This is a genomic window from Mycolicibacterium sp. ND9-15, from assembly GCF_035918395.1.
Lineage (GTDB): Bacteria > Actinomycetota > Actinomycetes > Mycobacteriales > Mycobacteriaceae > Mycobacterium.
In genome coordinates this window covers 4,221,127-4,243,840 of sequence record NZ_CP142362.1, presented here as the reverse complement: position 1 = coordinate 4,243,840, position 22,714 = coordinate 4,221,127, and the positions used below count along the sequence as shown (strand labels likewise).

Sequence of the window (22,714 nt, the reverse complement as noted above, 5' to 3'; positions counted from 1 at the left end):
CGCGTCGATGGTATTCATCTGTGTTCGCGACAACATATCGCCTGACGACCCTCGGACCCTGCCGAACGCGCGCCCGTGTCTTTGGCGTGTCGCCGCCGTTACCCGATCGAGAGTACCCATGTCGACGCGAACCCGAGGTGACCGCCGCTTGGCCCTGAGCCTGACCCCGTCGTGGGTGTCCGCGACGGCGGCCGATCGATCTAGGCGGTTTGGGCGGACAGCTTGCGGTACTCCAGAACGGTGTCGATGACGCCATATTCCTTGGCCTCTTGGGCGGTCAGAATCTTGTCGCGGTCCGTGTCCTTGCGGATCTGCTCGGGCGTATTGCCTGTGTGGTTCGCGAGCGTCACCTCCATCAGCGTGCGCATCCGCTCGATCTCCTTGGCCTGGATCTCCAAGTCGGAGAACTGGCCCTGGATGACGCCGGCGAGCGCGGGCTGGTGGATCAGCACGCGGGCGTTCGGCAGCGCCATGCGCTTACCGCGAGTGCCCGCGGCGAGCAGCACCGCGGCCGCCGAAGCGGCCTGGCCGAGGCACACGGTCTGGATGTCCGCACGGACGTACTGCATGGTGTCGTAGATCGCCATCAGCGACGTGAACGAGCCGCCGGGCGAGTTGATGTACATCGTGATGTCGCGGTCGGGATCCAGCGATTCGAGCACCAGCAGCTGCGCCATGATGTCGTTCGCCGACGCGTCGTCGACCTGCACGCCGAGGAAGATGATGCGTTCCTCGAACAGCTTGTTGTACGGGTTGGACTCCTTGACACCGAAGCTGGAGTGCTCGATGAACGACGGCAGGATGTAGCGGGCGAAAGGCTGATTCACGGCTCCGCCGTGGGGCGGTTGGATGTCACGGTTCATTTGTCTAGTCCTGCTCCTGGTCCCGAGCCGTTGACGCTCGCGCTGGTGATGATGTGGTCGACGAAGCCGTACTCGAGGGCTTCCTGCGCGGTGAACCAGCGGTCGCGGTCGGAGTCGGCTTCGATCCGCTCGATGGGCTGCCCGGTGAACTCGGCGTTCAACCGGAACATCTCCCTCTTGATGACCGCGAACTGTTCGGCCTGGATCGCGATGTCGGCCGCGCCACCGGTGATGCCGCCGAGCGGCTGGTGCATCAGGATCCGGGCGTGCGGCAAGGCGTAGCGCTTACCCTTCGTGCCCGCAGCGAGCAGGAACTCACCCATCGAGGCGGCCATGCCCATCGCGTAAGTGGCGACGTCGCACGGCGCCAACACCATGGTGTCGTACACGGCCATACCGGCACTGATGGAGCCGCCGGGCGAGTTGATGTAGAGATGGATGTCCTTGGTGGGATCTTCGGCGGACAGCAGCAGAATCTGGGCGCAGAGCTTGTTCGCGATGTCGTCATCGACCTGTGAGCCCAGGAAGATGATCCGCTCCGCCAGCAACCGCTCATAGACCGAGTCGACAAGGTTGAGGCCTTGTGAGGCGCCACGCATGTGGGTCACGACTGGATACCTGCTTTCTTCAAGAGCTTGATACTCACCGACACTAACGAACCCGTGGCGGCACGCAGTCCCGAGACGGGCCGCGTTCGCTCACAGCGTCACTTCGCGTCGGCCGACTCCTCGTCCGCGGTGGCCTGTTCGGTGGCCTCTCCGGTGTCCTCGTAGTCGGTGGTGGCCTCATCGGCGGCTTCCTCGGTCTGCGCTTCGGCTCGACCGAAGAACTCTGCGGTGTCGACCACATTGCCGTCGGAGTCGGTGACGGTGGCGCCCTCGACGATTTCGGCGACCGCAACCCCACGACGCACGTCGGCGAACAACCCTGGCAGCTGGTTGTTCTGCTGCAGCGACTGCAACAGCTGCTGCGGCTGCAGGCCGTACTGCTGCGACATCAGCACCAGGCGCTCGGTGATGTCGTTCTGGCCGACCTGGACGTCGAGCTTGTCGGCCACCGCGTCGACGAGCAACTGGGTCTTGACGGCCTTCTCCGCGTTGCTGCGGTTGTCGGCGTCGAACTCCTCCCGGCTGCTGCCCTGGGCCTCCAGCGCCTCGGCGAAACGAGCCTCGTCGTGGTCGAGACCGTGAATCGCGTTGTGCAACGCGTCGTCGATCTGCGCTTGCACCACGTTCTCCGGCAGCGGGACGTCGACCTGCTCGAGCAGCGTCTCGAGCACCTTGTCGCGAATCTGCTCGGCCTGCTGGACGCGCTTACGCCGGCGAACCTGGTCGACGAGCGACTCCTTGAGCTCGTCGATGGTGTCGAATTCGCTGGCCAGTTGGGCGAAATCGTCGTCGGGCTCCGGCAGCTCGCGCTCCTTGACGGACTTGACGGTGACTGTCACCTGCGCGTCCTCGCCGGCATGCTCACCCGCGGCCAGTTTGGTGGTGAAGACGCGGGTCTCTTCCTCCTTGAGGCCCACGATGGCTTCATCGAGACCGTCCACCAACTGACCCGACCCGACCTCATGGGACAGGCCCTCGGTGGCGGCATCGGGCAAATCCTTGCCGTCGACGGTGGCGGACAGGTCGATCGAGACGAAATCGCCGTTCTCCGCGGCGCGCTCCACACCTTTGAGCGTGCCGAAGCGCGCACGCAGCGTCTGCAGCTCGGCGTCGACCTCCTCGTCGGTCACCTCGATCGCGTCGACGGTCACCTTCAGCTCGGACAGATCGGGGAGATCGATCTCGGGCCGGATGTCGACCTCGGCGGTGAAGGTGAGGTCCTCGCCGTACTCCTTCTTGGTGATCTCGATCTCGGGCTGGCCCAGCGGCTGCACCTCGGAACTGGTCACCGCCTCGCTGTATCGGCCGGGCAGGGCATCGCTGACGACCTGGTCGAGCATCGCCTCGCGGCCGACGCGAGCCTCGAGCAGTTTGCGCGGCGCCTTGCCGGGCCGAAAGCCGGGCAACCGGACCTGCTTGGCCAACTGCTTGAACGCGCGGTCGAAGTCAGGCTCGAGCTCTGTGAAGGGCACCTCCACGTTGATGCGAACCCGCGTGGGGCTCAACTTCTCGACGGTGCTCTTCACGATCTGCTCCTCGTTATTCCGGGTGGATCTGGTGTTCGTCGGTGTTGCAGTCGGGGTGACAGGATTTGAACCTGCGGCCTTCCGCTCCCAAAGCGGATGCGCTACCAAGCTGCGCTACACCCCGTGTTCTGCTCTTCGCGCAAGCGCTCATCGCTGCGCCCGCACGGCCGCCCGCGAAAACACGGAACGACCACGCGAGATACTACGGGCTGGACACGCGAGGCCTTCAATTGGATTTGATTTGGCAGCCGCCGGTACGATCTGGTCTTGCTGTGCACGCGGGCGTAGCTCAATGGTAGAGCCCTAGTCTTCCAAACTAGCTACGCGGGTTCGATTCCCGTCGCCCGCTCTGAGACCGCCGCATGTGCGTCGTCGACTCGCCGAGGACGGCACGACTGAACGTGAGTCGTCGCTGTCGGTCAGCAGAGTTTCATCTGAGCCAGGCGATGCGGCAGCGTGTCGAACCACTCGGCTGCCGCATCACGCAACTCCTCCTCACCGGAGAGCCTTCGGCCGTCGCGCTCGAATCTGATGATGTCGGCGCGGGCCAGGCGGATCAGTTCGGCCACCAGCGCGTCCCGGTCCCGGCTGCCGTCCAACAACGGCAAGAGGTAGCTGTCCACGGGCGACACGTATACGCCCTCGTGCCACACGTTGACGGCATAAGGTTTCCCATCCTTGAGCGCCAACTCCGCCATGCGCCTGACCGGCTCGCGCAGACGCAACGGCGAATCCGTTGGTCCCGGCGCCACGGGTTCGAGTCGGTAGCGGACGAGCCCACGGATGATCAACGCTTCAAGCAGGTCGTTGATTCGCTCGTCCTGGTCGGAGGCAGGCGCGACGCCGGCCCGGTCAAGTTCCGAATCGACCTCGTCGAGCAGTTGTTGCCGCGACAGCGTCCAGGGCCAGCAGGCGTTCAGCGCTCGAAGCGCCGCCTTCACGCCCGGGTGCCGGGTGAACAGATTCCGTGGCGACTCGCCGTACTCCTGCTGCGAGTCGTCCAGGCGGGGCTCCGTATCCGCGGGCGGCAGCCACGCCGCGAAGTGAAGTCCGTCGAACCGTCGGCGGTCCAGGTTGTAACTGATCTGCGGCCCGCGCTTCCCGCGCACCAGCAACGACTGCCGGAACGTGCGGTTCGCCACGAAGTCGAGGTACTGCTCGACCAGCACCTGGCTGTGTCCACACTCCTTTAGCAGCGGCACTGCCACCTTTTCGCCGTAGTTGCGGGCGAACATGGTCTGGGGTTCCGCGTCGGCGAGGTATGCCAGCCGGTAGGGCTCGGTGCGTCTGCCGAAGTCCAGGAAATAGCATGGGGCGTTGACCGTTTCGAGCTGTTCGTGCAGCATGTAGAAGTCGTTGGCGTGACTGCGCTCGGCTCGGAAATCGGCGAGTGCCCTGGCCAGGACACTGTCTGCGGGCGCCACCTGTTCAAGGAAGTCGATCATGCCCCGTGCATAGCTGAGCTTCTCTGCCGGATGCGTCCTGTCGCCGCCGCGCAGGAGCATCGCATCGCGCACGATCTCCTTGGCCTTCCAGCCCGGGTAGACGTTGTAGCTGATGTATGCCACGCCTTCCGGAGCCAACAGGTCGCCGAACGACCTCAGAATTGCCTCTTGAACATTTTCTGGCACCCAGCTGTAGACGCCGTGGCAGATGATGTAGTCGAACTGCCCCAACGCCGTCAGATCCATTGCGGCAATGTCACCGCGGTACAGTTCGACGTTCCCGAGCCCGAGCGCTTGAGTACGTCGGCGCCCCTCGTCGATCTGGGTTCGGGACAGATCGATACCGACCGCATGTGCGTGCGGATGGTTCGCGGCGAAGGGAATAAGGTTCCCCGCTGCCGCACAGCCGATCTCCAACACCCTCGCCGTGGACACCGCGGGCGTGTCGAGACCGAAAACGTGGGCGACCGCCGCCAGATGTTCCGGGGTAGTCTGCGGAAAGGCGTACGACTCGTAGGGCACAGCGTCGTAGTCCGCACGCAGTCGATCCACTGCATCATCCATCGCGCTCACCTCTCAGCCTCGATCAACAACCTGCAACGGTTGACCGCAACAGCGGCAAATACACCCTCGGCTTACCGCACCAGGTGTCTGCAAGGCAGTCCGTAGCGACAAGATTTGCTACAGCAATCGAGAGAGTGTGCGGGAGGGTGCTCGGTCCGCCTAGGCGCAAAGTTCACCGATTCTGGTGTTCGCGGCGTCTGCTTCCTTCAACCGCGCAGTTTGATCGGGATCGGCATCCTGCGAGCCCGCAGTTGCCGCCGCGGCGATGTCCATGAGATTGTCCGCGAACCCGCGTACCTCGTCGGCCAACTCCGTTGGTGTCGCCGGGTCCAGCCTCGCCAACAGGTACAACCCGCCGTTATAGAGGGCCATGCGTGCGTTCGCGGCGACCGCGAGATTGCCGGTAACGTCGCCCTCACCGCCCGGGGCGACGAGATTGGTGTTGCGGGATACGCCGCGCCGGACCGTGTCAAAAGCACCACAGACTTTAGCTTTTGCGTCGGCGCGCTGGGAGTCGCTGTAGTTCGTCTCGGATCCGTTGAAGGAGCGCACCAGAGCCCACGCGCTCAGGCCGATCGCCGCGACCGCCAGAAGCGCGACCAAACCCAGAGCAATCGACGAGCGGGCGCCGGTGTCGTTGTTGCGTTTCCGCCTCGTTGCCGGCGCGGCAGGGCTCGGAGGATTTTCCACAGGTTCGTCTGACATAGCAGCGATCGTAACGACCTTCAGCGATCAGCATCGCACTGGCATCTGTCGACCTGACGGAAGTTGACACGCAAGGGATCACCACGAAGTTCTTTTCTGAGAAAATATTAGCTGCGCGTTGAGGTGTTTGCTACGCTCACGATGAGCTTTTGCTACCGGCTAAGTGGAGCGTCGTTGACGCACTATCCAGGGGAGAACCAGTTAAGTGATCGAGCCGTCGTACGACGCTGCACCGCCGGCACTTCGGGCGAGGAGGCCCAAGCACGCCGCCCCCAAGAATCTGACCGCCAAGCGGATGGCGAGCGGCGCCTTGTTCAGCGCGGCCGTCACCGCGGGCACGTTCGGGTTCGGCGTGACTACCGGCGGCAATACCGGTACCGCTCAGGCTGCGCCATGCGCTGAAGGCGATGCCACCTGCGAGACGGTCGGCAGCAGCGCTGATCTGCTGAGCAACTTCGCGGCCGGCCCGCAGGCAGCGCTCGCGGGCTACGGCGCCCCCAACCTCATCGGCCCCGGCGGCCTGCTCATCGGCAATGGCCTTGACGCGGATGCGGAAACGTGCGGCAGCGGCGCTTCCTGCAACGGCGGCAATGGCGGTCTACTGCTCGGCAACGGCGGCGCCGGCGCCAACGGCGGTACGGGTGGCAACGCCGGGCTGTTCGGCAGCGGCGGCGTCGGTGGCGCGGGGGTTGCCTCGTTCAACGACGGTCGGGGCGGTGACGGTGGGGCCGCAGGTCTCTTCGGCAGAGGCGGAACTGGTGGGGCAGGCTTAGCTAGCGCAATCACCGATCCCATAAGCACGTCTAACGCGCTCGGTTCTGCCGGCGGCAACGGCGGTGCAGGCGGGGCGTTCTTCGGGTCTGGCGGGGTTGGCGGCGCGGGCGGCGCAGCGACCAGCACCCGTGGGAACGCCACGGGTGGGCGCGGCGGCAACGGCGGCACGGCTGGCCTCTTCGGGAATGGTGGCGCGGCCGGTGTCGGCGGCGCCGCTGAATCGAAGGGCGGCGGACTGGTCGCCGGGACTCCGGTGAAGGTGACGAATGAGCCCGTGTTGTCCACAACCGGGCAGGTCGTCACCACAACCACTTCGGTTGTCGAGGCAGGTATTGCTACCGGCGGTGCAGGCGGCACCGGTGGTGCCGCGGGAGCCCTGTTCGGCACCGGTGGGACCGGCGGCGCCGGCGGAACGGGAACCACGGTCTCCGGAGTCAACGCCGCCAATGGCGGAGCCGGTGGTGACGGCGGCGCCGGTGCGGGCATCTTTGGCCGCGGCGGAGCAGGCGGGGCAGGCGCCAGCGGCGTCAACAACGGCTCCGCCACCCTCGTCACCACCAGCACACAGAAGCGGACACGATCTAGCATCTTCTCAAGTTGGAGGAACTCCGGCGATCCGACAATTACCGAAGTCGCAGGCTTCGCGGCCGGACCCGCAAACGGGGGCTCGGGTGGCGCAGGCGGTGCCAGCGGTTTCGTCGGCAGCGGTGGTGCTGGCGGTGCGGGCGGCGACGGGCTTACCGTATCCAATACCTCAACCGGCACAGGAGGGGGCGGTGGCACCGGCGGCGAGGGTGGCCCACTGGCGGGCAACGGTGGCCGCGGGGGTACTGGCGGCAATGGCACGGGCGGACTGCTCGGTCTAGGCGGCAGCGGGGGCGCTGGCGGAAACACCGGGCTGTTCGGCTTCGGTGGCGGAGGTGGCACCGGCGGAATCGGCACGGGCACAGGGCAAGGGCCTACAACGGCCAAGGTCGAGATTCCGTCTCTGGTCACCGACCTCCTCGGTGATGCCTTGGGCGACTTCACCATCAGCATTCCGTCCAGCGCCGACGTCAAAGCCACAGGCGGTAACGGTGTCGGCAAAGGTGGGGCTGGTGGATCTGCAGGTTCCGGTGAGCTGTTCGGGGGTGCCGGCGGCGCCGGCGGCGCCGGCAACGGCACGTTCACGGGCACGGGCGGCAACGGCGGCACGGGCGGCTTCGGAGCTCTGCTCGGAGGCAGAGGCGGTGCTGGGGGAACGGGCACCTCAGATGGGACCGCGGATGTCGACGGCACCTACCCGGTCACGATCGGAAACATTCCCCTTCTCGGGTCTCTCACCCTTGGCCTTCCAATCAGCGCGAGCGATGTGCCCGTTGGCACGGGTAACGGCGGTCTCGGTGGAGCGGGCGGCGGTGGCCTGTTCGGCGGCGGAGGCGGTCGCGGCGGCGACGCAGAAGGCAGCCTCACGGGCAACGCAGGCGACGGCGGTGCTGGCGGCGGCAACCTGCCCGGCAGCGATACCACTTTGTTCGGTGGACGCGGCGGCGATGGTGGGGACGCTGTTGGCGGCAACGGAAGCGCGAAGTTTACGGTCGGCCCGATCTCACTACCTCTGATCGGTCAAGTCCTTCCGGCAACTCCGCTTCCCGTTGCCCTTCCGCTCGGCCACGCTAATGCGGGGGACGGTGGCGACGGCGGCGACGGCGCAATCGTCGGCGGCAGGGGCGGCAACGGCGGCACCCGGTACTACTCCAACCCGTTCGACCTCATTGATCTCGAAGCCCTCGCCGAGGGTGGTCTCGAGGGCATCGACCTGAACAACCTTGCTGGTCTCGCCGCCCTGATCAACACCGAGGGCGATGCTGCGGGTGGCGATGGTGGCAGTGGATTGTTCGGCGGCACAGGCGGCCAAGGCGGCAAGGGCGTCTTCAGCCTCGGCAGCCTCTTCGGTCTCCTCGGCTATGAGCCAGCCGATGCTGAGGACAACCCGCTCGGCGGTCTATTCGGCGACCTCGATTTTGGCAGCATCCTCGATCCCGCCAACCTCACCGTCGAAACCGGCGGCCCGGGCGGTGAAGGCGGATACGGCAGCCTCATCGGTGGCCTCGGCGGCTTCGGCGGCAACGCCGGATCACTCGGTTCGAGCTTCCCGTTCCTCCCCAATTCGATTCTGTCCGTTGGCGGCCAGGGCGGAGATGCCGGCGACGGCGGCCTGATCGGTGGGCTCGGCGGATTCGGCGGCAACGGCCTTGCCCTCGGCCTCGGCTTTGGCGGCGATGCCGGCGACGGCGGTGCGGGCAGCCTCTTCGGCGGCGCGGGCGGTTTCGGCGGCTGGTCGGAAGCGCTCCTGGCCGCGGTAGGCGGCGCGGGTGGCGACGGCGGACCGGGCGACATCACCGGCGTAGGCGGCCCAGGCGGCGGTGCAATCGGTCTCGTTTCGGCGACCGGCGGACCCGGTGGCGTCGGGAGCATCCCCGGCTTCGACGGCCCCGCGATCTCGCTTCCTACGGACCTGCTGCCCTCGGGGCTGAATGCTTCGGGGGCGTCAACGGAAACCGAGGCGCCAACTGTCAACACCGCGCGCGTCAGTGGCGGCGATGAGGCCGAGCAAGAAGTCGCCAGCCCGAAGAAGCCGAGGCTCGGCGTCCGAACCGGCGGCAACCTCTTCACTCCCGGTCAGACCGGCGCAAATTCCGAGAGCGGCAGGGGTGACCTTCGCAGCACTATTCGAGACAATCCGATCTCCAAGGCCATTGACAATGTGGTCGATCGCGTGACGAGCGGCGGCAAAAAAGGCAATGGCACCTCTGGCGGAGACACCGGTGCGTCGGTCACCGGCTCGACCGCCGGAACCGGAAGCACCGGTACGTCAGGCGGCGGCTCGGACCCCGGAACCGGAGGCACGTCGGGCGGCGGCTCGAACGGCGGATCCGGTAGCACCGGCGGTTAACTCCAAGCCAGCCAGTGGCGGGCGGTCGGTTCGATGGAGGGCGGCCGCCGCGCACCCCCTGCGGTCGCCATCGCGCGTGGCACCGAGGGCACCGCTCTGGGCCGTGAGGGGGTCGGTCCCGTGATCGGCAGCGGCGCTGAGCCGCTCCTGGCCTGGTCGACGACCGGTCCGCGGCCCCTATCTGGCCGTTTCCTGTCGGTAGGCTGGACGCCATGAACGGCGTTCTGCTCGTCCTTGTCGTACTGGTCATCGTCGCTCTCGGCGTGGTCGCCTACGCGGCGATGAAGGCTTCGGACCGTCGGAAGGCCGCTTCCCTTCAGGACGCGAAGGCCGACGCCCGCCGCGTCATCGAACGCCTCGGCGGGCAGGTGATCAACCTGACCGGCACCGACGAAGCATCGAAACAGGCGTTGGCCGACGCTTCTGAGCGCTACACCGCCGCCGGGTCGCAGATCGACCAGGCCAGCACTTCGAAGCAGGCGTTGCTCGCCAAGGAGAGCGCGCTCGAAGGCCTCTACTACGTACGCGCCGCGCGCATCGCGATGGACATGGATCCCGGACCCGAACTTGAGACTCTGGCCGGTCAGCGGTCGGCCGGCGCGGTGACCGAGGACCGCAGGGTCAACTTCGAGGGCCGCGAAATCGAGGCGTCGCCCTCGCCGTCCGAGCGCACTCCGAACTACTATCCCGGCGGCCGTGTCGCCGGGCGTCCCGTTCCGGCGGGGTGGTATTCCGAGCCGTGGTGGAAACCCGCGCTTGTCGCCGGCGCCTGGGGCCTGGGTTCGGTGCTGCTGTTCGACGCACTGTTCTCCGGCATGCACGGAACCGGTTACGAGCAGGGCTTCGCACAGGGGTACGACCAGGGCTTCGATCAGGGGCAGGACCAGGGCGGCGACTTCGCCGGCGACGGCGGCTGGGGTGGCGACGGCGGCGACTGGGGCGGTGGCGACTTCGGCGGCTTCGGCGACTTCGGCGGCTTCTGACCCGTGCGTCCTCCGCCGAAACTGAACATCTGCAGGCGAATCGGCGGAGTTCTCGCTCACAAGCTCACTTTCGGCGGCTACTGAGCTAAGTCTGGTCGGTCGGGCACCAGAACAGGTTGCGCCCCTCCAACACCTCGGTGCGGATCTCGGTCCCGCAGAGCCGACACGGCTCACCCGCGCGCCGGTACACATAGGTGCGGGGCCGGCCCGGGCCGTAGGCCGGCAGCCCGTGGTCGTCCTCGGCACGGATGGTGTGAATCTTGCCGCGCCGCAGCCCGATTCGCATCAGCGCGACAAGGTCGGTCCACATCGCGTCGAACTCGCTCTCGTCGATCCGCGTGCCCGGCCGGTGCGGGTCGATGCGGTGCCGGAACAGCAGCTCGTTGCGATACACGTTGCCCACCCCGGCGATCACCGACTGGTCCATCAACAGCGCCCCAATCGGCCTGCGCGACTTACGTATTCGTGTCCACGCCAGCGACGCGTCGGCGTCCCGGCGCAGCGGATCGGGGCCGAGTCGGGCGATCACGTCGGCGATCTCCGGCTCCGCGAGCACCTCGCAGACCGTCGGCCCCCGCAGATCGGTGCCGTATTCGGCGCCGATCATCCGCATGCGCACCTGTCCGACCGGCAGCGGCGGTGTCGTTTCCACAGGCAGCGCCCACTCGGTGAAGGTGCCGTACAGACCCAGATGGACGTGCACGACCCGACCGCCCTCGTAGTGGTGAAACAGATGCTTACCCCAGGCGGTCGCCTTCCTGAGTACCCGCCCGCTGACTGCAGCCGCGCCGTCGACGAACCTGCCCTGCGGGCTGGAGACCATCACCGGCGCGCGAGCGAAACGGCGCTGGTGCAATCGGGCCAGCCGGTGCAGCGTGTGCCCTTCGGGCATCCCTAGGCGCCGGGCACCGGCGGTGCGGCGTGGGTGCGTTCGTACTCGGCGAGGATGTCGATACGGCGTTGGTGCCGTTCGGCTTCCGACCACGCCGTGCTCAAGAACGCGTCGACGATCGCCAACGCCTCTTCGGCGGTGTGCATCCGTCCGCCGATGCCGATCAGCTGGGCGTTGTTGTGCTCGCGTGCCAGTCGCGCCGTCTCGACGCTCCACGCCAACGCGCACCGCGCGCCGGGAACCTTGTTGGCCGCGATCTGCTCGCCGTTGCCCGAACCGCCGAGCACGATCCCGAGGCTGCCTGGATCGGCCACCGTCTTCTCCGCGGCGGCAATGCAGAACGCCGGGTAGTCGTCCTCAGGGTCGTTGACGAAGGCTCCGCAGTCGATCGGTTCATGGCCAGTGCTGCGCAGGTGCTCGATGATGACCTGCTTGAGGTCGAAGCCGGCGTGATCGGCTCCCAGGTAGACGCGCATGGCGGTCATTGTGGCAGACGCCGTCGACCGGCCCGGCGAGCGCGATCAGTCGAACTGTGGCGGCTCGGTCCTAGTGCGCTTGAGCTCCCAGAAGTGCGGGTAGGACGCGAACGTCACCGAGGCGTCCCAGAGCTTGCCGGCCTCTTCGCCGCGTGGGATCTTCGACAGCACCGGCCCGAAGAATGCGACACCGTTGACGTGAACGGTCGGGGTTCCGACGTCCTCGCCGACCGCGTCCATGCCCTCGTGGTGGCTCTTGCGCAGCGCTTCGTCGTACTTGTCGGTGTCGGCGGCCTCGGCCAACTCGGCGGGCAGACCCGCCTCGGCCAGGGACTCCTTGATCACCACGTCGAAGTCCTGGTTGCCCTGATCGTGGATGCGAGTGCCCATCGCGGTGTACAGCGGCGGGAGGATCTGCCGGCCCTCGGCCTGTTCGGCGGCGATCGCCACGCGCACCGGACCCCACGCCTTCTTCATCGCCTCCCGGTACTCCTCGGGTAGGTCACGACCCTCGTTGAGCACCGCGAGGCTCATCACGCGAAAATTCACGTCGATGTCGCGAACCTTCTCGACCTCGAGGATCCACCGTGAGGTGATCCAGCACCACGGGCACAGCGGATCGAACCAGAAATCGGCGACGGGAGCCGGACGGCCGGCGACATCGGATTCAGGCTTTTCGGACATGACGGATCCTTCCGCGGGCACGAGTGGGCAGACGAGGCCAATTGTGACAACTGTGGCGGCAAGCGAAGTGTTCCCCGGGGCCGCGTACCCATAGCCCTCCGCGTCGCGGAGCGCGAAATGAGAAACGCCTAAGAGTGCAAACGGTGATCGGATCGTGTTCCCGATGTGACCAATGTGAAGAATCGTTACCGAAGTGAACAAATACGTCGATCTTCGAGTATGTGCGCTGGCGCTAGGGGTAGGTCTAGCGGCGACCGCGACGACGCTCGCCGCGCCGGCACAGGCCGACCCGGCCGACGACGCCTTCCTGACCGCCGTCCGTGGCGCGGGAGTTCCGATCAACAACCCGGTGGACATGGTCGCGCTCGGGGAATCGGTATGCCCCCTGCTCGTCGAACCGGGCAAGAACATCGCGAAGGTGTACACACAGGTGGCCGACAGCGGCATCCCGCCGGATATCGCCGCCTTCTTCACCGGTATCGCGATCACGACGTACTGCCCGCAGATGTTGGCGTCGGTGGGTAACGGCACGGTGCGGGACTGGCTGCCCGCGGCGCGCGCGATACCGGGCCTGTAGGCCGCAGTCGGCCTGAGACGCGCCGACGGGCAGCGCGGCCTATAAGTTGGTCGCGTGGCACTTCCCAACCTGACTCGCGACCAAGCCGTCGAACGCGCCGCTCTCGTCACGGTCGACAGTTACCGAATCGCCCTCGACCTCACCGACGGCGGCGGCAAGCCCGGCGAGCGCACATTCCGGTCCACGACGACCGTCGAGTTCGACGCGCTCGCCGGCGCGAACACCTACCTCGACATCGCGGCCGACACCATTCACCGCGCCACCCTCAACGGGCGCGACATCGACGTCTCGGGCTACGACGAATCCACGGGTATTCCGCTGACCGGCGTGGCCGCACACAACGTCGTCGTCGTCGACGCCGACTGCCGCTACTCCAACACCGGTGAGGGCTTGCATCGGTTCGTCGACCCTGTCGACGGCGAGGTGTATCTGTACTCGCAGTTCGAAACCGCCGACGCCAAGCGGATGTTCGCGTGCTTCGACCAACCCGACCTGAAGGCTACCTTCGACGTCACGGTGACCGCGCCGCCGCACTGGGAGGTGGTGTCAAACGGCGCCACCGTCAATGTCGAGGACGCCGGCGTGGCCAAGCGCCACACATTCGCCGCGACGCCCCGCATGAGCACGTACCTGGTGGCGTTAATCGCGGGCCCGTATGCGCGCTGGGACGACGTCTACAGTGACGACCACGGTGACATCCCGCTCGGGTTGTTCTGCCGCACGTCGCTGGCCGAGCACATGGATTCCGAGCGGCTGTTCACCGAGACCAAGCAGGGATTTGGCTTCTACCATAATAACTTCGGCGTGCCGTATGCGTTCGGCAAGTACGACCAGCTGTTCGTCCCGGAGTTCAATGCCGGCGCGATGGAGAACGCGGGCGCGGTGACGTTCCTCGAGGACTACGTCTTCCGCAGCAAGGTGACGCGGGCGTCGTACGAGCGCCGCGCCGAGACCGTTCTGCACGAGATGGCGCACATGTGGTTCGGCGACCTGGTCACCATGCAGTGGTGGGATGATCTGTGGCTCAACGAGTCCTTCGCCACGTTCGCCTCAGTGCTGTGCCAAGCCGAGGCCACCGAGTACACCGAGGCCTGGACGACGTTCGCGAACGTGGAGAAGTCGTGGGCGTATCGGCAGGACCAATTGCCCTCCACCCACCCCGTGGCCGCCGACATCCCGGATCTGGCGGCCGTCGAGGTCAACTTCGACGGGATCACCTACGCCAAGGGCGCCAGCGTGCTCAAGCAGTTGGTCGCCTATGTCGGCGAGGCGGAATTCCTGTCGGGGTTGCGTGACTACTTCCGCGATTACGCCTTCGCCAACGCCACGTTCGGTGACCTACTGGGTGCGCTGGAGAAGGCGTCGGGCCGGGACCTGTCGGGCTGGGGCAGGCAGTGGCTCAAGACGACCGGCCTCAACACGTTGCGGCCCGACTTCGGCCTCGACGCCGACGGACGGTTCACCCGCTTCGCGATCAACCAGAGCGGCGCCGCTCCCGGTGCCGGGGAGACCCGTGTGCATCGCCTCGCGGTCGGGATATACGACGACGACGGCTCCGGCAAGCTGGTGCGGGTGCGTCGCGAAGAACTCGACATCGAGGGTTCCGCGACGGAAGTGCCTGCGTTACAAGGTAGCTCGCGAGGCAAGTTGATCCTCGTCAACGATGACGATCTGACGTACTGCTCGCTTCGACTGGACCAGGACTCGCTTCAGACGGTGTTGACGAGGATCGCCGACATCGCCGAGCCGCTGCCGCGCACGCTGGCGTGGTCGGCGGCGTGGGAGATGACGCGCGAGGCGGAGCTGCGGGCGCGCGACTTCGTCGCCCTGGTGGGCCGCGGCGTGCACGCCGAGACCGAGGTCGGGGTGGCGCAGCGGTTGCTGCTGCAGGCGCAGACCGCGCTTCGCTCCTACGCCGAACCCGGATGGGCACGCGAAAAGGGTTGGCCCGAATTCGCCGACCGGCTAATGCAACTGGCCCGCGACGCCGAGCCAGGTTCCGATCATCAGCTGGCGTTCGTCAACGCGTTGTGCGCGTCGGTGCTGGACCTGCGGCACACCGCGATTTTGGCCGCGCTGCTGGATGGCGATCCCGCCCAGGTCGGCCTGACCGGGCTGGCGGTCGACACCGATCTGCGCTGGCGCATCGTCACCGCGTTGGCCGCCGCCGGCCGGATCGACCATGACGGACCGGGAACGCCGATCATCGACGCCGAGGCGCAGCGGGACCCGACCGCCGCCGGGCGGCGGCACGCAGCGGCGGCGTCCGCGGCGCGCCCGCAGACAGCGGTCAAAGAGGCGGCGTGGCAGCAGGTGATCGAGGACGACACGCTCGCCAACATCACCGCGCGCGCGATCATCGGGGGCTTCGTGCAACCGGGTCAGCAGGAACTGCTGCAGCCGTTCCGCACCAAGTACTTCGCCGCGATCTCGGGAGTGTGGCAGCGACGGTCCAGCGAGGTGGCCCAGACCGTCGTCATCGGCTTGTACCCGGGTTGGGACATCAGCCAGGAGGGGCTGGACGCCGCAGACACATTCCTCGCCGATCCGCAAGTACCGCCGCCACTGCGCCGCCTGGTGGTCGAGGGCCGTGCAGGGGTGCAACGAGCGCTGCGCGCAAGGGCTTTCGACGGGCGCTAGCTACGGCAAGTACAGCCGCGAGCGTGCGCGTCTGCACATGACACGCCCGCGGAAAAGCAGCACTTTGCTCACGCTCGCGGCGGCTTCAGGTTATGAAGGCCAGTTATCGGGGCAGGCCTGACGGAGCCTGTCGGCGGTGCCGTAGATGGTGTCGCCGGCCTGGGCGACCTTTGCCCCGACGTCAGGGGTCGCCGAGGAGGCATTCGAGTCCGCCCGCTGCACGTCGGCAAGCAGAGCGAAACCGTCGGCCCAGGTGTTGAGCTTCTCTTCGAGCGCCGGAGTGGACACCGAGTCCGCCGCCGCGCGCACCTCGCCGGCGAACTGATCGTTGGACTTGCCTCCCGTCTGGTCCTGCTGCGCCATGGCCTTCCATTCGCGGGCCAACTCGCCCACCACCTGACAGTCCGCATCCGATTCCGTCGCGTTGTCATCGGCTCGCATCACCACGACCGCCGAAATGACCGCGCCGACGATCAGTGCCGCGGCGATCAGCACCCACAACCAACGTTTACGAGTCACGATCTCGTCATCCTCCGGATACGACGATGGGATTGTCGGGCGATGGAACCGGGAGACGATGCTGCCCCCCGAATGGGTTCGGTATGTAGAGCGGCAGTCGCGGGTTGTCGACCTGGATGCCGTAGATATCCTTGATATCGATTGGCTTCCAGTCGTTTTCGCCCCATCTGATCATCGGATAGCCGGCCGCATCGTTGTGCGGCACCATGGCCCGGACATGTTCGGCCTCCAATTCGTAGTCCAGCCAGGTCGCTTGATACCACTTGCCATCCCGCTCCACCCACCGCACGTGGCTCGGATCCCCGTTGAAACCCTCGCCGGTCACCCGGAATCTATACGCCTCCCGTAATGTCCAGGCGGGATCCACCCCCCATCCATTAGGTTTCGGCGGCACAACCTCTTTCAAGGTCGACGTCCCGCCGACTACCGGCGGCTCGACATCTCTGTGCCAGCGGTGGGGCACCGGGATCGGCCCCATGGGCGGTCCGCCGCCGGGTCCTAGCGGGTATCCCTGGCCGTACTCCCATCGCCCGCCGCCCGGAGCGGAATCGGGTGGAGGCGGAGGATCGAACGGAAACCGCCACGGCTTTTTTTCCTCCTCGCCCACCACGTTCTGGACATCACCGGGACCCGTCTGCTCCGGTCGCGTCAGCGCCCGGTAATCCGTGCCGATATCGCGCACTCTTTCTGCGATGTCGGTCAGATCTCCGTTGGCGCGCCGCACGATCGTCGACATGTCGTTGGCCCCCTTGCCGACTATCGACACCAACATCCGCTCGCCCGCCGCATTGTTCGGCACCGACGATGCCGCGGCGCGTACCCAGTCCCGCACCGCGTCGAGTTCGCGCCGGCCGGTGGCAACGACCGCGGCGGACCGATCCACCTCGGCCCTGAGCCGCAGATCCACCTCGGCCATTCGGCCCAACACCGCACCGTGCCTGTCGTTCGTCGACGCATAGGCTTCGGCCGCGGAACCGGTCCACGGGTGTCCCGGGGCGGCCGACGCGACCTGGCGCTGGAGCTCGCGCAGTTGACCGCTGTTGTCGAATGCTTCGCCTTGCTGAGGTATTCCTTGACCGAAAGTCGACCTCACCTTGGACCACGTCGACTCGAATGCTTCGAGCACGCCTAACTCGACTCCTTCGTTTGCGGTGGCTACCCGATCTTAAGTCCGCCGCGAGCGGGGCGGGCGCAGCAATTGAGACCCGGATGAGAGGCAACACGCGGCGGCATATCTCAACAACCGCAGCCCACCGCTCATAGGCTTCCGAAGTGGCGGTCAGCAGAAGTCGGCGGGCCCGGGCGGCCCGCAAGCGCAAGCGTCGACTCAGCGCCGTCGAGCACGACCTGACGGCAGCCCAGTGGCAAGCCCTCAAGGACGCGTGGCAGGGCTGCGCCTACTGCGGCGCCTCGGACCGGGCCCTGCAGCGCGACTGCGTCATGGCGATCTCGCGCGGCGGCCGGTACACCATCGACAACGTGGTACCGGCCTGCGCCTCCTGCAACACCAGCAAATGCAATGAGGAGGTCACCGGATGGCTGCGGCGCAAGCGCCTCGACGAGCGTCGGTTCCTCGAGCGCTACGTCGAGATCCGCGCCGCACTCGCCGCCGCAGCACGCTGACATGCGCGCGAACGTGCGCAAAGTGCTGGTTCCCAGCGGCGTGCCGCGCAGCGGACACGCACGCTCGCGGCGAAAGGTGAGTTAGGCCGGAGTGACGCCGGCGCTCATCACCCGCACCGCACTGATCAACCCGTCGATCAGGTTGCCGTCTCTGAAGGACGCGGCCGCAGCCGACACGCCCAACGGTGCGGTCTCCTCGATGCCGCGTCCCTTGACGTCGGTCCCGTACACGACCTCGATCGCGCGCTGGTTCGGCGATACGGCCAACAGCACAGCGTTGTTCGGCGTCGGCACCTGCTCGAGGATGGCGCGGGCGGTGGCCGCCGTGTCTGCCCCGAGATCACCGATGTAGACGGCGAACCGCGCCTTGGCGGCCCGGGAGCCGTATTTGAGCGCGTCGTCGAGGAAGACCAGGTCCTTGGTCGGGAAGGGGTAATCCAGCGACAGCGCACCCGGTTCGGTGACGCCGGAGATGCGGCCGCTGGAGGTGACGACCCACCCCGGCGCAAGATCTGTGCGCTCGAGCGCTGCCCGGTCACCCGTCACTGCGACGTCACCACTTGCCACTTGCGCCACCTCCAATCGTCACGGGGTGCGAACCGTGGCCGCCGTGACCAGCCGAATGACCATGGTCGGCCGGTTCGTCGGCCGCCCACAAGATCGGCGAGTGAGTCCACTGCTCGGACAGTTTGTAGGTCGCCGGATGCGGGCCCTTGCGGTTCTTGCCGACACCCCAGATCAGAAAGATGAGAACGGCCGTCAGCCCGAGCGGCACCAGGATCAGTATCGCGTGTGTAAGTGCGGTGCTCACGTCGCAAACCGTATACCAGCCGCGGTCACGCCGCGCCTTCGCCTAGATATCGCACCCATACCGGGTCGAGTTCCTTCACGCTGGACAGCAGCCGCCAGTGCTGTCCCTTCGGCGGCACCGGCATCGTGCGCAACGACCATCCCAGCTCGGTGAGCAGGCGGTCGGCCTTGCGGTGGTTGCATGGCGAGCAGGCAGCCACGCAGTTCTCCCAGGTGTGGGCTCCGCCGCGGCTGCGCGGCACCACATGGTCGACGGTGTCGGCCTTGCCCCCGCAGTAAGCGCAACGAAACCGGTCCCGGTGCATCAGCGCCGCACGCGTCATCGGAATGCGCGCCCGGTAGGGCACCCGCACGTAGGACCGCAGCCGGATCACCGACGGCACCAGGATCGAGCGGGTCGCGGAGTGGATCACCGGCCCGTTCGGGTCCTCGTGCACGACGTCGGCTTTGCCGCACATCAGCATGATGACCGCCCGGCGCATGGGCAGAGCGGTCAACGGTTCGTAGGTGTAGTTCAGCAGAAGGACGCGGCGGCGGCCCCAGATCGAGGCCTCGGTGGTACTTGGCGGATGGATGTCGACGCTGCGTAGGACGCGTGTTTGCGCGCCCGGTACCACCGACCCGGCTAGGGCGGTCGCGGCACCGTGACTCCGCTGGCCGGCCCTTCTGGACGGGCCTTTCTTGCGATGCGCCATACGTCCTCCGAGAAGACAGTTCACCACGGATTCCTGTGAATCGCACGACAATTCTTCGCGTGTTCGCAGGTCATCCGCGTGAACAGGGGGTGCCGCGACCGGCTGACCTGGCCAATCCAGCAACAGGGAACAATGGTGGCGTGATGCAGCCACAGAGGTCGTTCTACGACGAAGTCGGTGGCCACGAGACGTTCCGCGCGATCGTGGCGCGGTTCTACGCGTTGGTCCGCGAGGACGAGATTCTGCGTCCGCTCTATCCCGAGGATGACTTCGAGGGCGCCGAGGTGCGGCTGCGGATGTTCCTCGAACAGTATTGGGGCGGCCCGCGCACCTACTCCGACCAGCGTGGCCACCCGCGGCTGAGGATGCGCCACGCGCCGTTCCGGATCGGCTACCTCGAGCGCGATGCCTGGCTGCGCTGCATGCACATCGCGATCGCCGAGATCGACTCGCAGACGCTCGACGACGAGCACCGCAGGGAACTGCTGGCTTATCTGGAGATGGCCGCTCATTCGATGGTCAACTCACCGTTCTGATGACGGATCCCTGGTGGTCGCGTGCGCTGTTCTATCAGGTCTACCCCCGCTCGTTTCAGGACAGTGACGGCGACGGCGTCGGCGACCTCGACGGCGTCACCAGCCGGCTGGATTACCTCAAGGCGCTCGGCGTCGACGCGATCTGGCTCAACCCGGTGATGGTGTCACCGATGGCCGACAACGGCTACGACGTCGCCGACCCACGTGACGTCGACCCGCTGTTCGGCGGTATGGCGGCCCTGGACCGGCTCACCGACGCCGCTCACCGGCTGGGGGTGAAGGTCACGATGGACCTGGTGCCCAACCACACCAGTTCCGCGCACCCGTGGTTTCAAGCGGCGCTTGCCGCCAGTCCAGGCAGCGCCCAACGCGAGCGCTACATCTTCCGCGACGGCACCGGGCGCGGCGGCGAACATCCGCCCAACAACTGGCTGTCGGTCTTCGGTGGGCCGGCGTGGACGCGGGTGACGGAAGCCGACGGCAACCCGGGCCAGTGGTACCTGCACCTGTTCGACACCACGCAGCCCGATCTGAACTGGGAGAACACCGAGGTGTTCGACGACCTCGAGAAGACGTTGCGGTTCTGGCTCGACCGCGGCATCGACGGATTCCGCATCGACGTTGCGCACGGCATGGCCAAGCCGCCGGGGCTGCCCGACATGCCGGCCGTCAAACCGGAGATGCTGCTGTCGGAGTTGGATGACGACCCTCGGTTCAACAACGAGGCCGTGCACGAGATCCATCGCCGGATTCGCCGGGTGTTCGACGACTATCCGGAAGCCGTTGCGATCGGCGAGGTGTGGGTCTACGACAACGAACAGTTCTCCCGCTACGTGCGTGACGACGAACTGCATCTAGGCTTCAACTTCCGGCTGCTGCGCGCAGAGTTCGATGCGGCCGACATCCGTCATGCGATCGAAAACTCGATGACCGCAGCCGAATTGGTCGATGCCTTCCCGACCTGGACGCTGGCCAACCACGACGTCGACCGGGAACCGACCCGCTACGGCGGCGGTAGCGCCGGGCTGGCACGCGCCAGGGCGATGGCGCTGGTGATGCTGGCGCTGCCCGGACCGGTGTTCGTCTACAACGGTGAGGAACTCGGCCTGCCGAACGTCGACCTGCCCGCCGAGGCGCTGCGGGACCCGGTGTGGGAGCGGTCCGGACGCACGCGGCGCGGACGCGACGGCAGTCGCATTCCGGTGCCCTGGGAGGGTGAGGCTCCCCCGTTCGGGTTCTCGGACAACCCCGACACCTGGTTGCCGATTCCGCCACAGTGGGCGGCGCTGACGGTCGAGAAGCAATTGGCTGACCCGGCGTCGACGCTGGCTTTCTTCCGGCGGGCGATCGAATTACGGTCGCGGCGAACAGAGTTCGACGGGCCCACGGTGGATTGGCTCGACTCCCCCGCCGACAGTCTGGCGTTTCGCCGCAGCGGCGGATTGGTGTGCGTGTTGAACACGGGCACCCTGCCGGCACCGCTACCGGAGGGTGAGATCCTCCTGGCAAGTGGCGAGGTCTCCGGCGGCACGCTGCCGCCGGACACGGCCGCCTGGCTGGTCCAGTCCCGGCGCGAGCGTGCGCGCCTGTAGTCGACACGCCGCGTAATCCCCGACATCTGCGCACGCTCGCGGGGCGTTCAGAGGCCGGTCTGGTCGGCGAATTCGCGGTCCCACTCAGGGTTGCAGTCGACGGGCTTGACTGGAATATCGGTCACCGACTCGGCATCGGGCGACGGTGGACGGTCGATCGCCGAAGGGTGAGCGTGCGCAAATGCCGAAGAATGTGCGGCGTGTCGACTGCAGACGCGCACGCTCGCGCTGACGGGGTTACCGCAATACCAGCGCCGGGTCGCCGCGGCGCCGGTACACCGAACCGAACCGCGCGTCGATGCGCAACCACGCCGGGGAGACCCGAACTCTGACGATCTCGTCGTCGCTCACCGCCGAACCCGCTTGCGGCAGGAAACCCATTGCTGTCAAGGCGAATACACACCTCATCGGAATGCCGACGCTGTCCTCGCCGGAACTGACCGCCACCACCTCCTGGTCCAGCAGGGACACCGGCGGACCGTGGCCGCTCGAATGCTCCTTGGCCAGCGCGCCACCACGCTGCGCCAGGTCGAGCACGACACGGGCAGGCACATCGTCGAGGTGAACGAAGCCGGAGTCCGGCGGCAGCACTCCGCGCCAAGCCGAGTCCAACCCGAATCCCGGCTCGACATATCCATCGTCGCCCATCGCCCGCAGGCCCGAAGTCAGCGTGTCTGCGCCCACGGACAGATCCGGCGGATTGACCACACCCTGGACCACCCGACTGGCCAACACATCGAAGCCGGTCGCCACAAAGGCCACCAGCAGGCCGGCGGGCCGTTGACGAAGCCGGATCACCGCGGCGTCGTCCAGACGCATCGCCCGCTCGGCGAAGGTTGCCAGGTCTTCGCGGTTCGCCGGATCGGTCAGCCAGATGCCGCGCTCGGGCCGAGTCATCGCGTGAAGCGCTGGAGGTATTCTCGCTGCTCCGGTGAAAGCCGGTGCAGCCGCTGCTCTTTGATGTGCACGGCCGCGAGCTGGGTGTCGGCGATCACCGCGGGCTTCGAGCCGGCGGGCGCGCCGACCGAGCGCACCTCGTACCCGACCGTGAAGTCGACCGCCCGCACCCGCTTCGACCACATGGTCACCTGCAACGGTGAGTCCATCAACCGCAGCTGATCCTTGTACGAAATGTTGACCTCCGCGATGAGCAACCCGATGGTGTCGATCTCCGGCCCGAACGGCTCGCGCAGGAACGGAATCCGGGCTTCCTCGAGGATCGTCACCATGGTGGCGTGGTTGATGTGCTGGTACATGTCGATGTCCG

At 66.8% G+C, this 22,714-nt stretch carries 22 protein-coding genes and 2 tRNA genes; 8 read left to right on the top strand and 16 right to left on the bottom strand.

The genetic code is table 11. The annotated features are described in order from the left end of the window. Positions 1-200: 200 nt before the first annotated feature. From QGN32_RS20305 to QGN32_RS20290, 4 genes are all read right to left on the bottom strand, one after another. Positions 201-827 (bottom strand): ATP-dependent Clp protease proteolytic subunit, encoded by a 627-nt coding sequence (locus QGN32_RS20305; protein ID WP_326546055.1) that lies wholly within the window; start codon positions 825-827, stop codon positions 201-203. 32 nt (positions 828-859) lie between these two features. Beyond that, positions 860-1,462, bottom strand: a complete 603-nt coding sequence (locus tag QGN32_RS20300; RefSeq protein ID WP_326549177.1) for an ATP-dependent Clp protease proteolytic subunit — start codon at positions 1,460-1,462, stop codon at positions 860-862. Between the two features lie 107 nt (positions 1,463-1,569). After that, positions 1,570-2,997 (bottom strand): trigger factor, encoded by a 1,428-nt coding sequence (tig, locus tag QGN32_RS20295; protein ID WP_326546054.1) that lies wholly within the window; start codon positions 2,995-2,997, stop codon positions 1,570-1,572. A 50-nt stretch (positions 2,998-3,047) separates the two neighbouring features. Beyond that, a tRNA-Pro gene (locus QGN32_RS20290) sits at positions 3,048-3,121 on the bottom strand. A 154-nt stretch (positions 3,122-3,275) separates the two neighbouring features. Here QGN32_RS20290 and QGN32_RS20285 point away from each other — a divergent pair. Next, a tRNA-Gly gene (locus QGN32_RS20285) sits at positions 3,276-3,346 on the top strand. Positions 3,347-3,416: 70 nt separating this feature from the next. Here QGN32_RS20285 and QGN32_RS20280 read toward each other — a convergent pair. Together QGN32_RS20280 and QGN32_RS20275 are read right to left on the bottom strand one after the other, a co-directional pair. Next, complete coding sequence (locus tag QGN32_RS20280) at positions 3,417-5,006, bottom strand: methyltransferase regulatory domain-containing protein (protein WP_326546053.1); 1,590 nt, start codon at positions 5,004-5,006, stop codon at positions 3,417-3,419. Positions 5,007-5,165: 159 nt separating this feature from the next. Beyond that, positions 5,166-5,711 carry a hypothetical protein gene (locus QGN32_RS20275; protein ID WP_326546052.1) on the bottom strand — a complete coding sequence of 182 codons (546 nt, stop codon included), beginning with the start codon at positions 5,709-5,711 and terminating at the stop codon, positions 5,166-5,168. 205 nt (positions 5,712-5,916) lie between these two features. Here QGN32_RS20275 and QGN32_RS20270 point away from each other — a divergent pair, with 205 nt between their 5' ends. Beyond that, the gene (locus QGN32_RS20270) at positions 5,917-9,420 is read left to right on the top strand and encodes a hypothetical protein (RefSeq protein ID WP_326546051.1); all 3,504 of its coding nucleotides are present in this window, start codon (positions 5,917-5,919) and stop codon (positions 9,418-9,420) included. A gap of 212 nt (positions 9,421-9,632) precedes the next feature. Next, positions 9,633-10,403, top strand: a complete 771-nt coding sequence (locus QGN32_RS20265) for a DUF1542 domain-containing protein (RefSeq protein ID WP_326546050.1) — start codon at positions 9,633-9,635, stop codon at positions 10,401-10,403. An 85-nt stretch (positions 10,404-10,488) separates the two neighbouring features. On the opposite strand, the gene QGN32_RS20260 is transcribed toward QGN32_RS20265, so the two are convergent. The 3 genes from QGN32_RS20260 to QGN32_RS20250 are packed head-to-tail and all read right to left on the bottom strand — an operon-like array spanning position 10,489 to position 12,455. Further along, positions 10,489-11,295 (bottom strand): Fpg/Nei family DNA glycosylase, encoded by an 807-nt coding sequence (locus QGN32_RS20260; RefSeq protein WP_326546049.1) that lies wholly within the window; start codon positions 11,293-11,295, stop codon positions 10,489-10,491. Positions 11,296-11,297: 2 nt separating this feature from the next. Further along, entirely contained in the window at positions 11,298-11,771 is a 474-nt protein-coding gene (locus QGN32_RS20255; protein ID WP_326546048.1) for a ribose-5-phosphate isomerase, read from the bottom strand. A 45-nt stretch (positions 11,772-11,816) separates the two neighbouring features. After that, the gene (locus QGN32_RS20250; protein ID WP_326546047.1) at positions 11,817-12,455 is read right to left on the bottom strand and encodes a mycothiol-dependent nitroreductase Rv2466c family protein; all 639 of its coding nucleotides are present in this window, start codon (positions 12,453-12,455) and stop codon (positions 11,817-11,819) included. 193 nt (positions 12,456-12,648) lie between these two features. Between QGN32_RS20250 and QGN32_RS20245 the strand changes: the two genes are divergently transcribed. Further along, on the top strand, positions 12,649-13,032 hold the full coding sequence (locus tag QGN32_RS20245; protein WP_326546046.1) for a DUF732 domain-containing protein: 384 nt from the start codon (positions 12,649-12,651) through the stop codon (positions 13,030-13,032). Positions 13,033-13,086: 54 nt separating this feature from the next. Beyond that, positions 13,087-15,672, top strand: coding sequence for an aminopeptidase N (pepN, locus tag QGN32_RS20240; protein WP_326546045.1), 2,586 nt, complete (start codon positions 13,087-13,089; stop codon positions 15,670-15,672). Between the two features lie 90 nt (positions 15,673-15,762). Here the strand turns inward: pepN and QGN32_RS20235 are convergent, their stop codons facing one another. Together QGN32_RS20235 and QGN32_RS20230 are read right to left on the bottom strand one after the other, a co-directional pair. Beyond that, on the bottom strand, positions 15,763-16,191 hold the full coding sequence (locus QGN32_RS20235; RefSeq protein WP_326546044.1) for a hypothetical protein: 429 nt from the start codon (positions 16,189-16,191) through the stop codon (positions 15,763-15,765). Positions 16,192-16,198: 7 nt separating this feature from the next. After that, positions 16,199-17,317, bottom strand: coding sequence for an EspA/EspE family type VII secretion system effector (locus tag QGN32_RS20230; protein WP_326546043.1), 1,119 nt, complete (start codon positions 17,315-17,317; stop codon positions 16,199-16,201). 146 nt (positions 17,318-17,463) lie between these two features. Between QGN32_RS20230 and QGN32_RS20225 the strand changes: the two genes are divergently transcribed. Beyond that, on the top strand, positions 17,464-17,814 hold the full coding sequence (locus QGN32_RS20225) for an HNH endonuclease (RefSeq protein ID WP_326546042.1): 351 nt from the start codon (positions 17,464-17,466) through the stop codon (positions 17,812-17,814). A gap of 81 nt (positions 17,815-17,895) precedes the next feature. On the opposite strand, the gene QGN32_RS20220 is transcribed toward QGN32_RS20225, so the two are convergent. From QGN32_RS20220 to QGN32_RS20210, 3 genes are read right to left on the bottom strand one after another with little or no spacing between them, the layout of a single operon-like run. Then, positions 17,896-18,381 carry a DUF5130 domain-containing protein gene (locus QGN32_RS20220; protein WP_442791732.1) on the bottom strand — a complete coding sequence of 162 codons (486 nt, stop codon included), beginning with the start codon at positions 18,379-18,381 and terminating at the stop codon, positions 17,896-17,898. Beyond that, complete coding sequence (gene ctaJ, locus QGN32_RS20215; RefSeq protein ID WP_326546041.1) at positions 18,368-18,625, bottom strand: aa3-type cytochrome oxidase subunit CtaJ; 258 nt, start codon at positions 18,623-18,625, stop codon at positions 18,368-18,370. Before ctaJ ends, QGN32_RS20220 begins: the two co-directional genes overlap by 14 nt. Before the next feature lie 25 nt (positions 18,626-18,650). Beyond that, on the bottom strand, positions 18,651-19,319 hold the full coding sequence (locus QGN32_RS20210; protein ID WP_326546040.1) for an HNH endonuclease: 669 nt from the start codon (positions 19,317-19,319) through the stop codon (positions 18,651-18,653). Positions 19,320-19,459: 140 nt separating this feature from the next. Here QGN32_RS20210 and QGN32_RS20205 point away from each other — a divergent pair, with 140 nt between their 5' ends. Further along, positions 19,460-19,855 (top strand): globin, encoded by a 396-nt coding sequence (locus QGN32_RS20205; RefSeq protein WP_326546039.1) that lies wholly within the window; start codon positions 19,460-19,462, stop codon positions 19,853-19,855. Continuing rightward, the gene (locus QGN32_RS20200; protein WP_326546038.1) at positions 19,855-21,447 is read left to right on the top strand and encodes a glycoside hydrolase family 13 protein; all 1,593 of its coding nucleotides are present in this window, start codon (positions 19,855-19,857) and stop codon (positions 21,445-21,447) included. The genes QGN32_RS20205 and QGN32_RS20200 overlap by 1 nt, the downstream gene beginning before the upstream one ends. Before the next feature lie 237 nt (positions 21,448-21,684). On the opposite strand, the gene QGN32_RS20195 is transcribed toward QGN32_RS20200, so the two are convergent. After that, the gene (locus QGN32_RS20195) at positions 21,685-22,344 is read right to left on the bottom strand and encodes a DUF8185 domain-containing protein (RefSeq protein WP_326546037.1); all 660 of its coding nucleotides are present in this window, start codon (positions 22,342-22,344) and stop codon (positions 21,685-21,687) included. Then, entirely contained in the window at positions 22,341-22,703 is a 363-nt protein-coding gene (locus QGN32_RS20190) for an acyl-CoA thioesterase (RefSeq protein ID WP_326549175.1), read from the bottom strand. The genes QGN32_RS20195 and QGN32_RS20190 overlap by 4 nt, the downstream gene beginning before the upstream one ends. Between the last annotated feature and the right edge of the window lie 11 nt (positions 22,704-22,714).

What these genes read in the sequence shown, in the direction of transcription:
- QGN32_RS20300 (WP_326549177.1), bottom strand. Translation starts at nt 1,462, where the DNA reads ATGCGTGGCGCCTCACAAGGCCTCAACCTTGTCGACTCGGTCTATGAG.
- QGN32_RS20280 (WP_326546053.1), bottom strand. Translation starts at nt 5,006, where the DNA reads ATGGATGATGCAGTGGATCGACTGCGTGCGGACTACGACGCTGTGCCC.
- QGN32_RS20275 (WP_326546052.1), bottom strand. Translation starts at nt 5,711, where the DNA reads ATGTCAGACGAACCTGTGGAAAATCCTCCGAGCCCTGCCGCGCCGGCA.
- QGN32_RS20265 (WP_326546050.1), top strand. Translation starts at nt 9,633, where the DNA reads ATGAACGGCGTTCTGCTCGTCCTTGTCGTACTGGTCATCGTCGCTCTC.
- QGN32_RS20260 (WP_326546049.1), bottom strand. Translation starts at nt 11,295, where the DNA reads ATGCCCGAAGGGCACACGCTGCACCGGCTGGCCCGATTGCACCAGCGC.
- QGN32_RS20255 (WP_326546048.1), bottom strand. Translation starts at nt 11,771, where the DNA reads ATGCGCGTCTACCTGGGAGCCGATCACGCCGGCTTCGACCTCAAGCAG.
- QGN32_RS20250 (WP_326546047.1), bottom strand. Translation starts at nt 12,455, where the DNA reads ATGTCCGAAAAGCCTGAATCCGATGTCGCCGGCCGTCCGGCTCCCGTC.
- QGN32_RS20210 (WP_326546040.1), bottom strand. Translation starts at nt 19,319, where the DNA reads ATGGCGCATCGCAAGAAAGGCCCGTCCAGAAGGGCCGGCCAGCGGAGT.
- QGN32_RS20200 (WP_326546038.1), top strand. Translation starts at nt 19,855, where the DNA reads ATGACGGATCCCTGGTGGTCGCGTGCGCTGTTCTATCAGGTCTACCCC.
- QGN32_RS20195 (WP_326546037.1), bottom strand. Translation starts at nt 22,344, where the DNA reads ATGACTCGGCCCGAGCGCGGCATCTGGCTGACCGATCCGGCGAACCGC.
- QGN32_RS20190 (WP_326549175.1), bottom strand. Translation starts at nt 22,703, where the DNA reads ATGTACCAGCACATCAACCACGCCACCATGGTGACGATCCTCGAGGAA.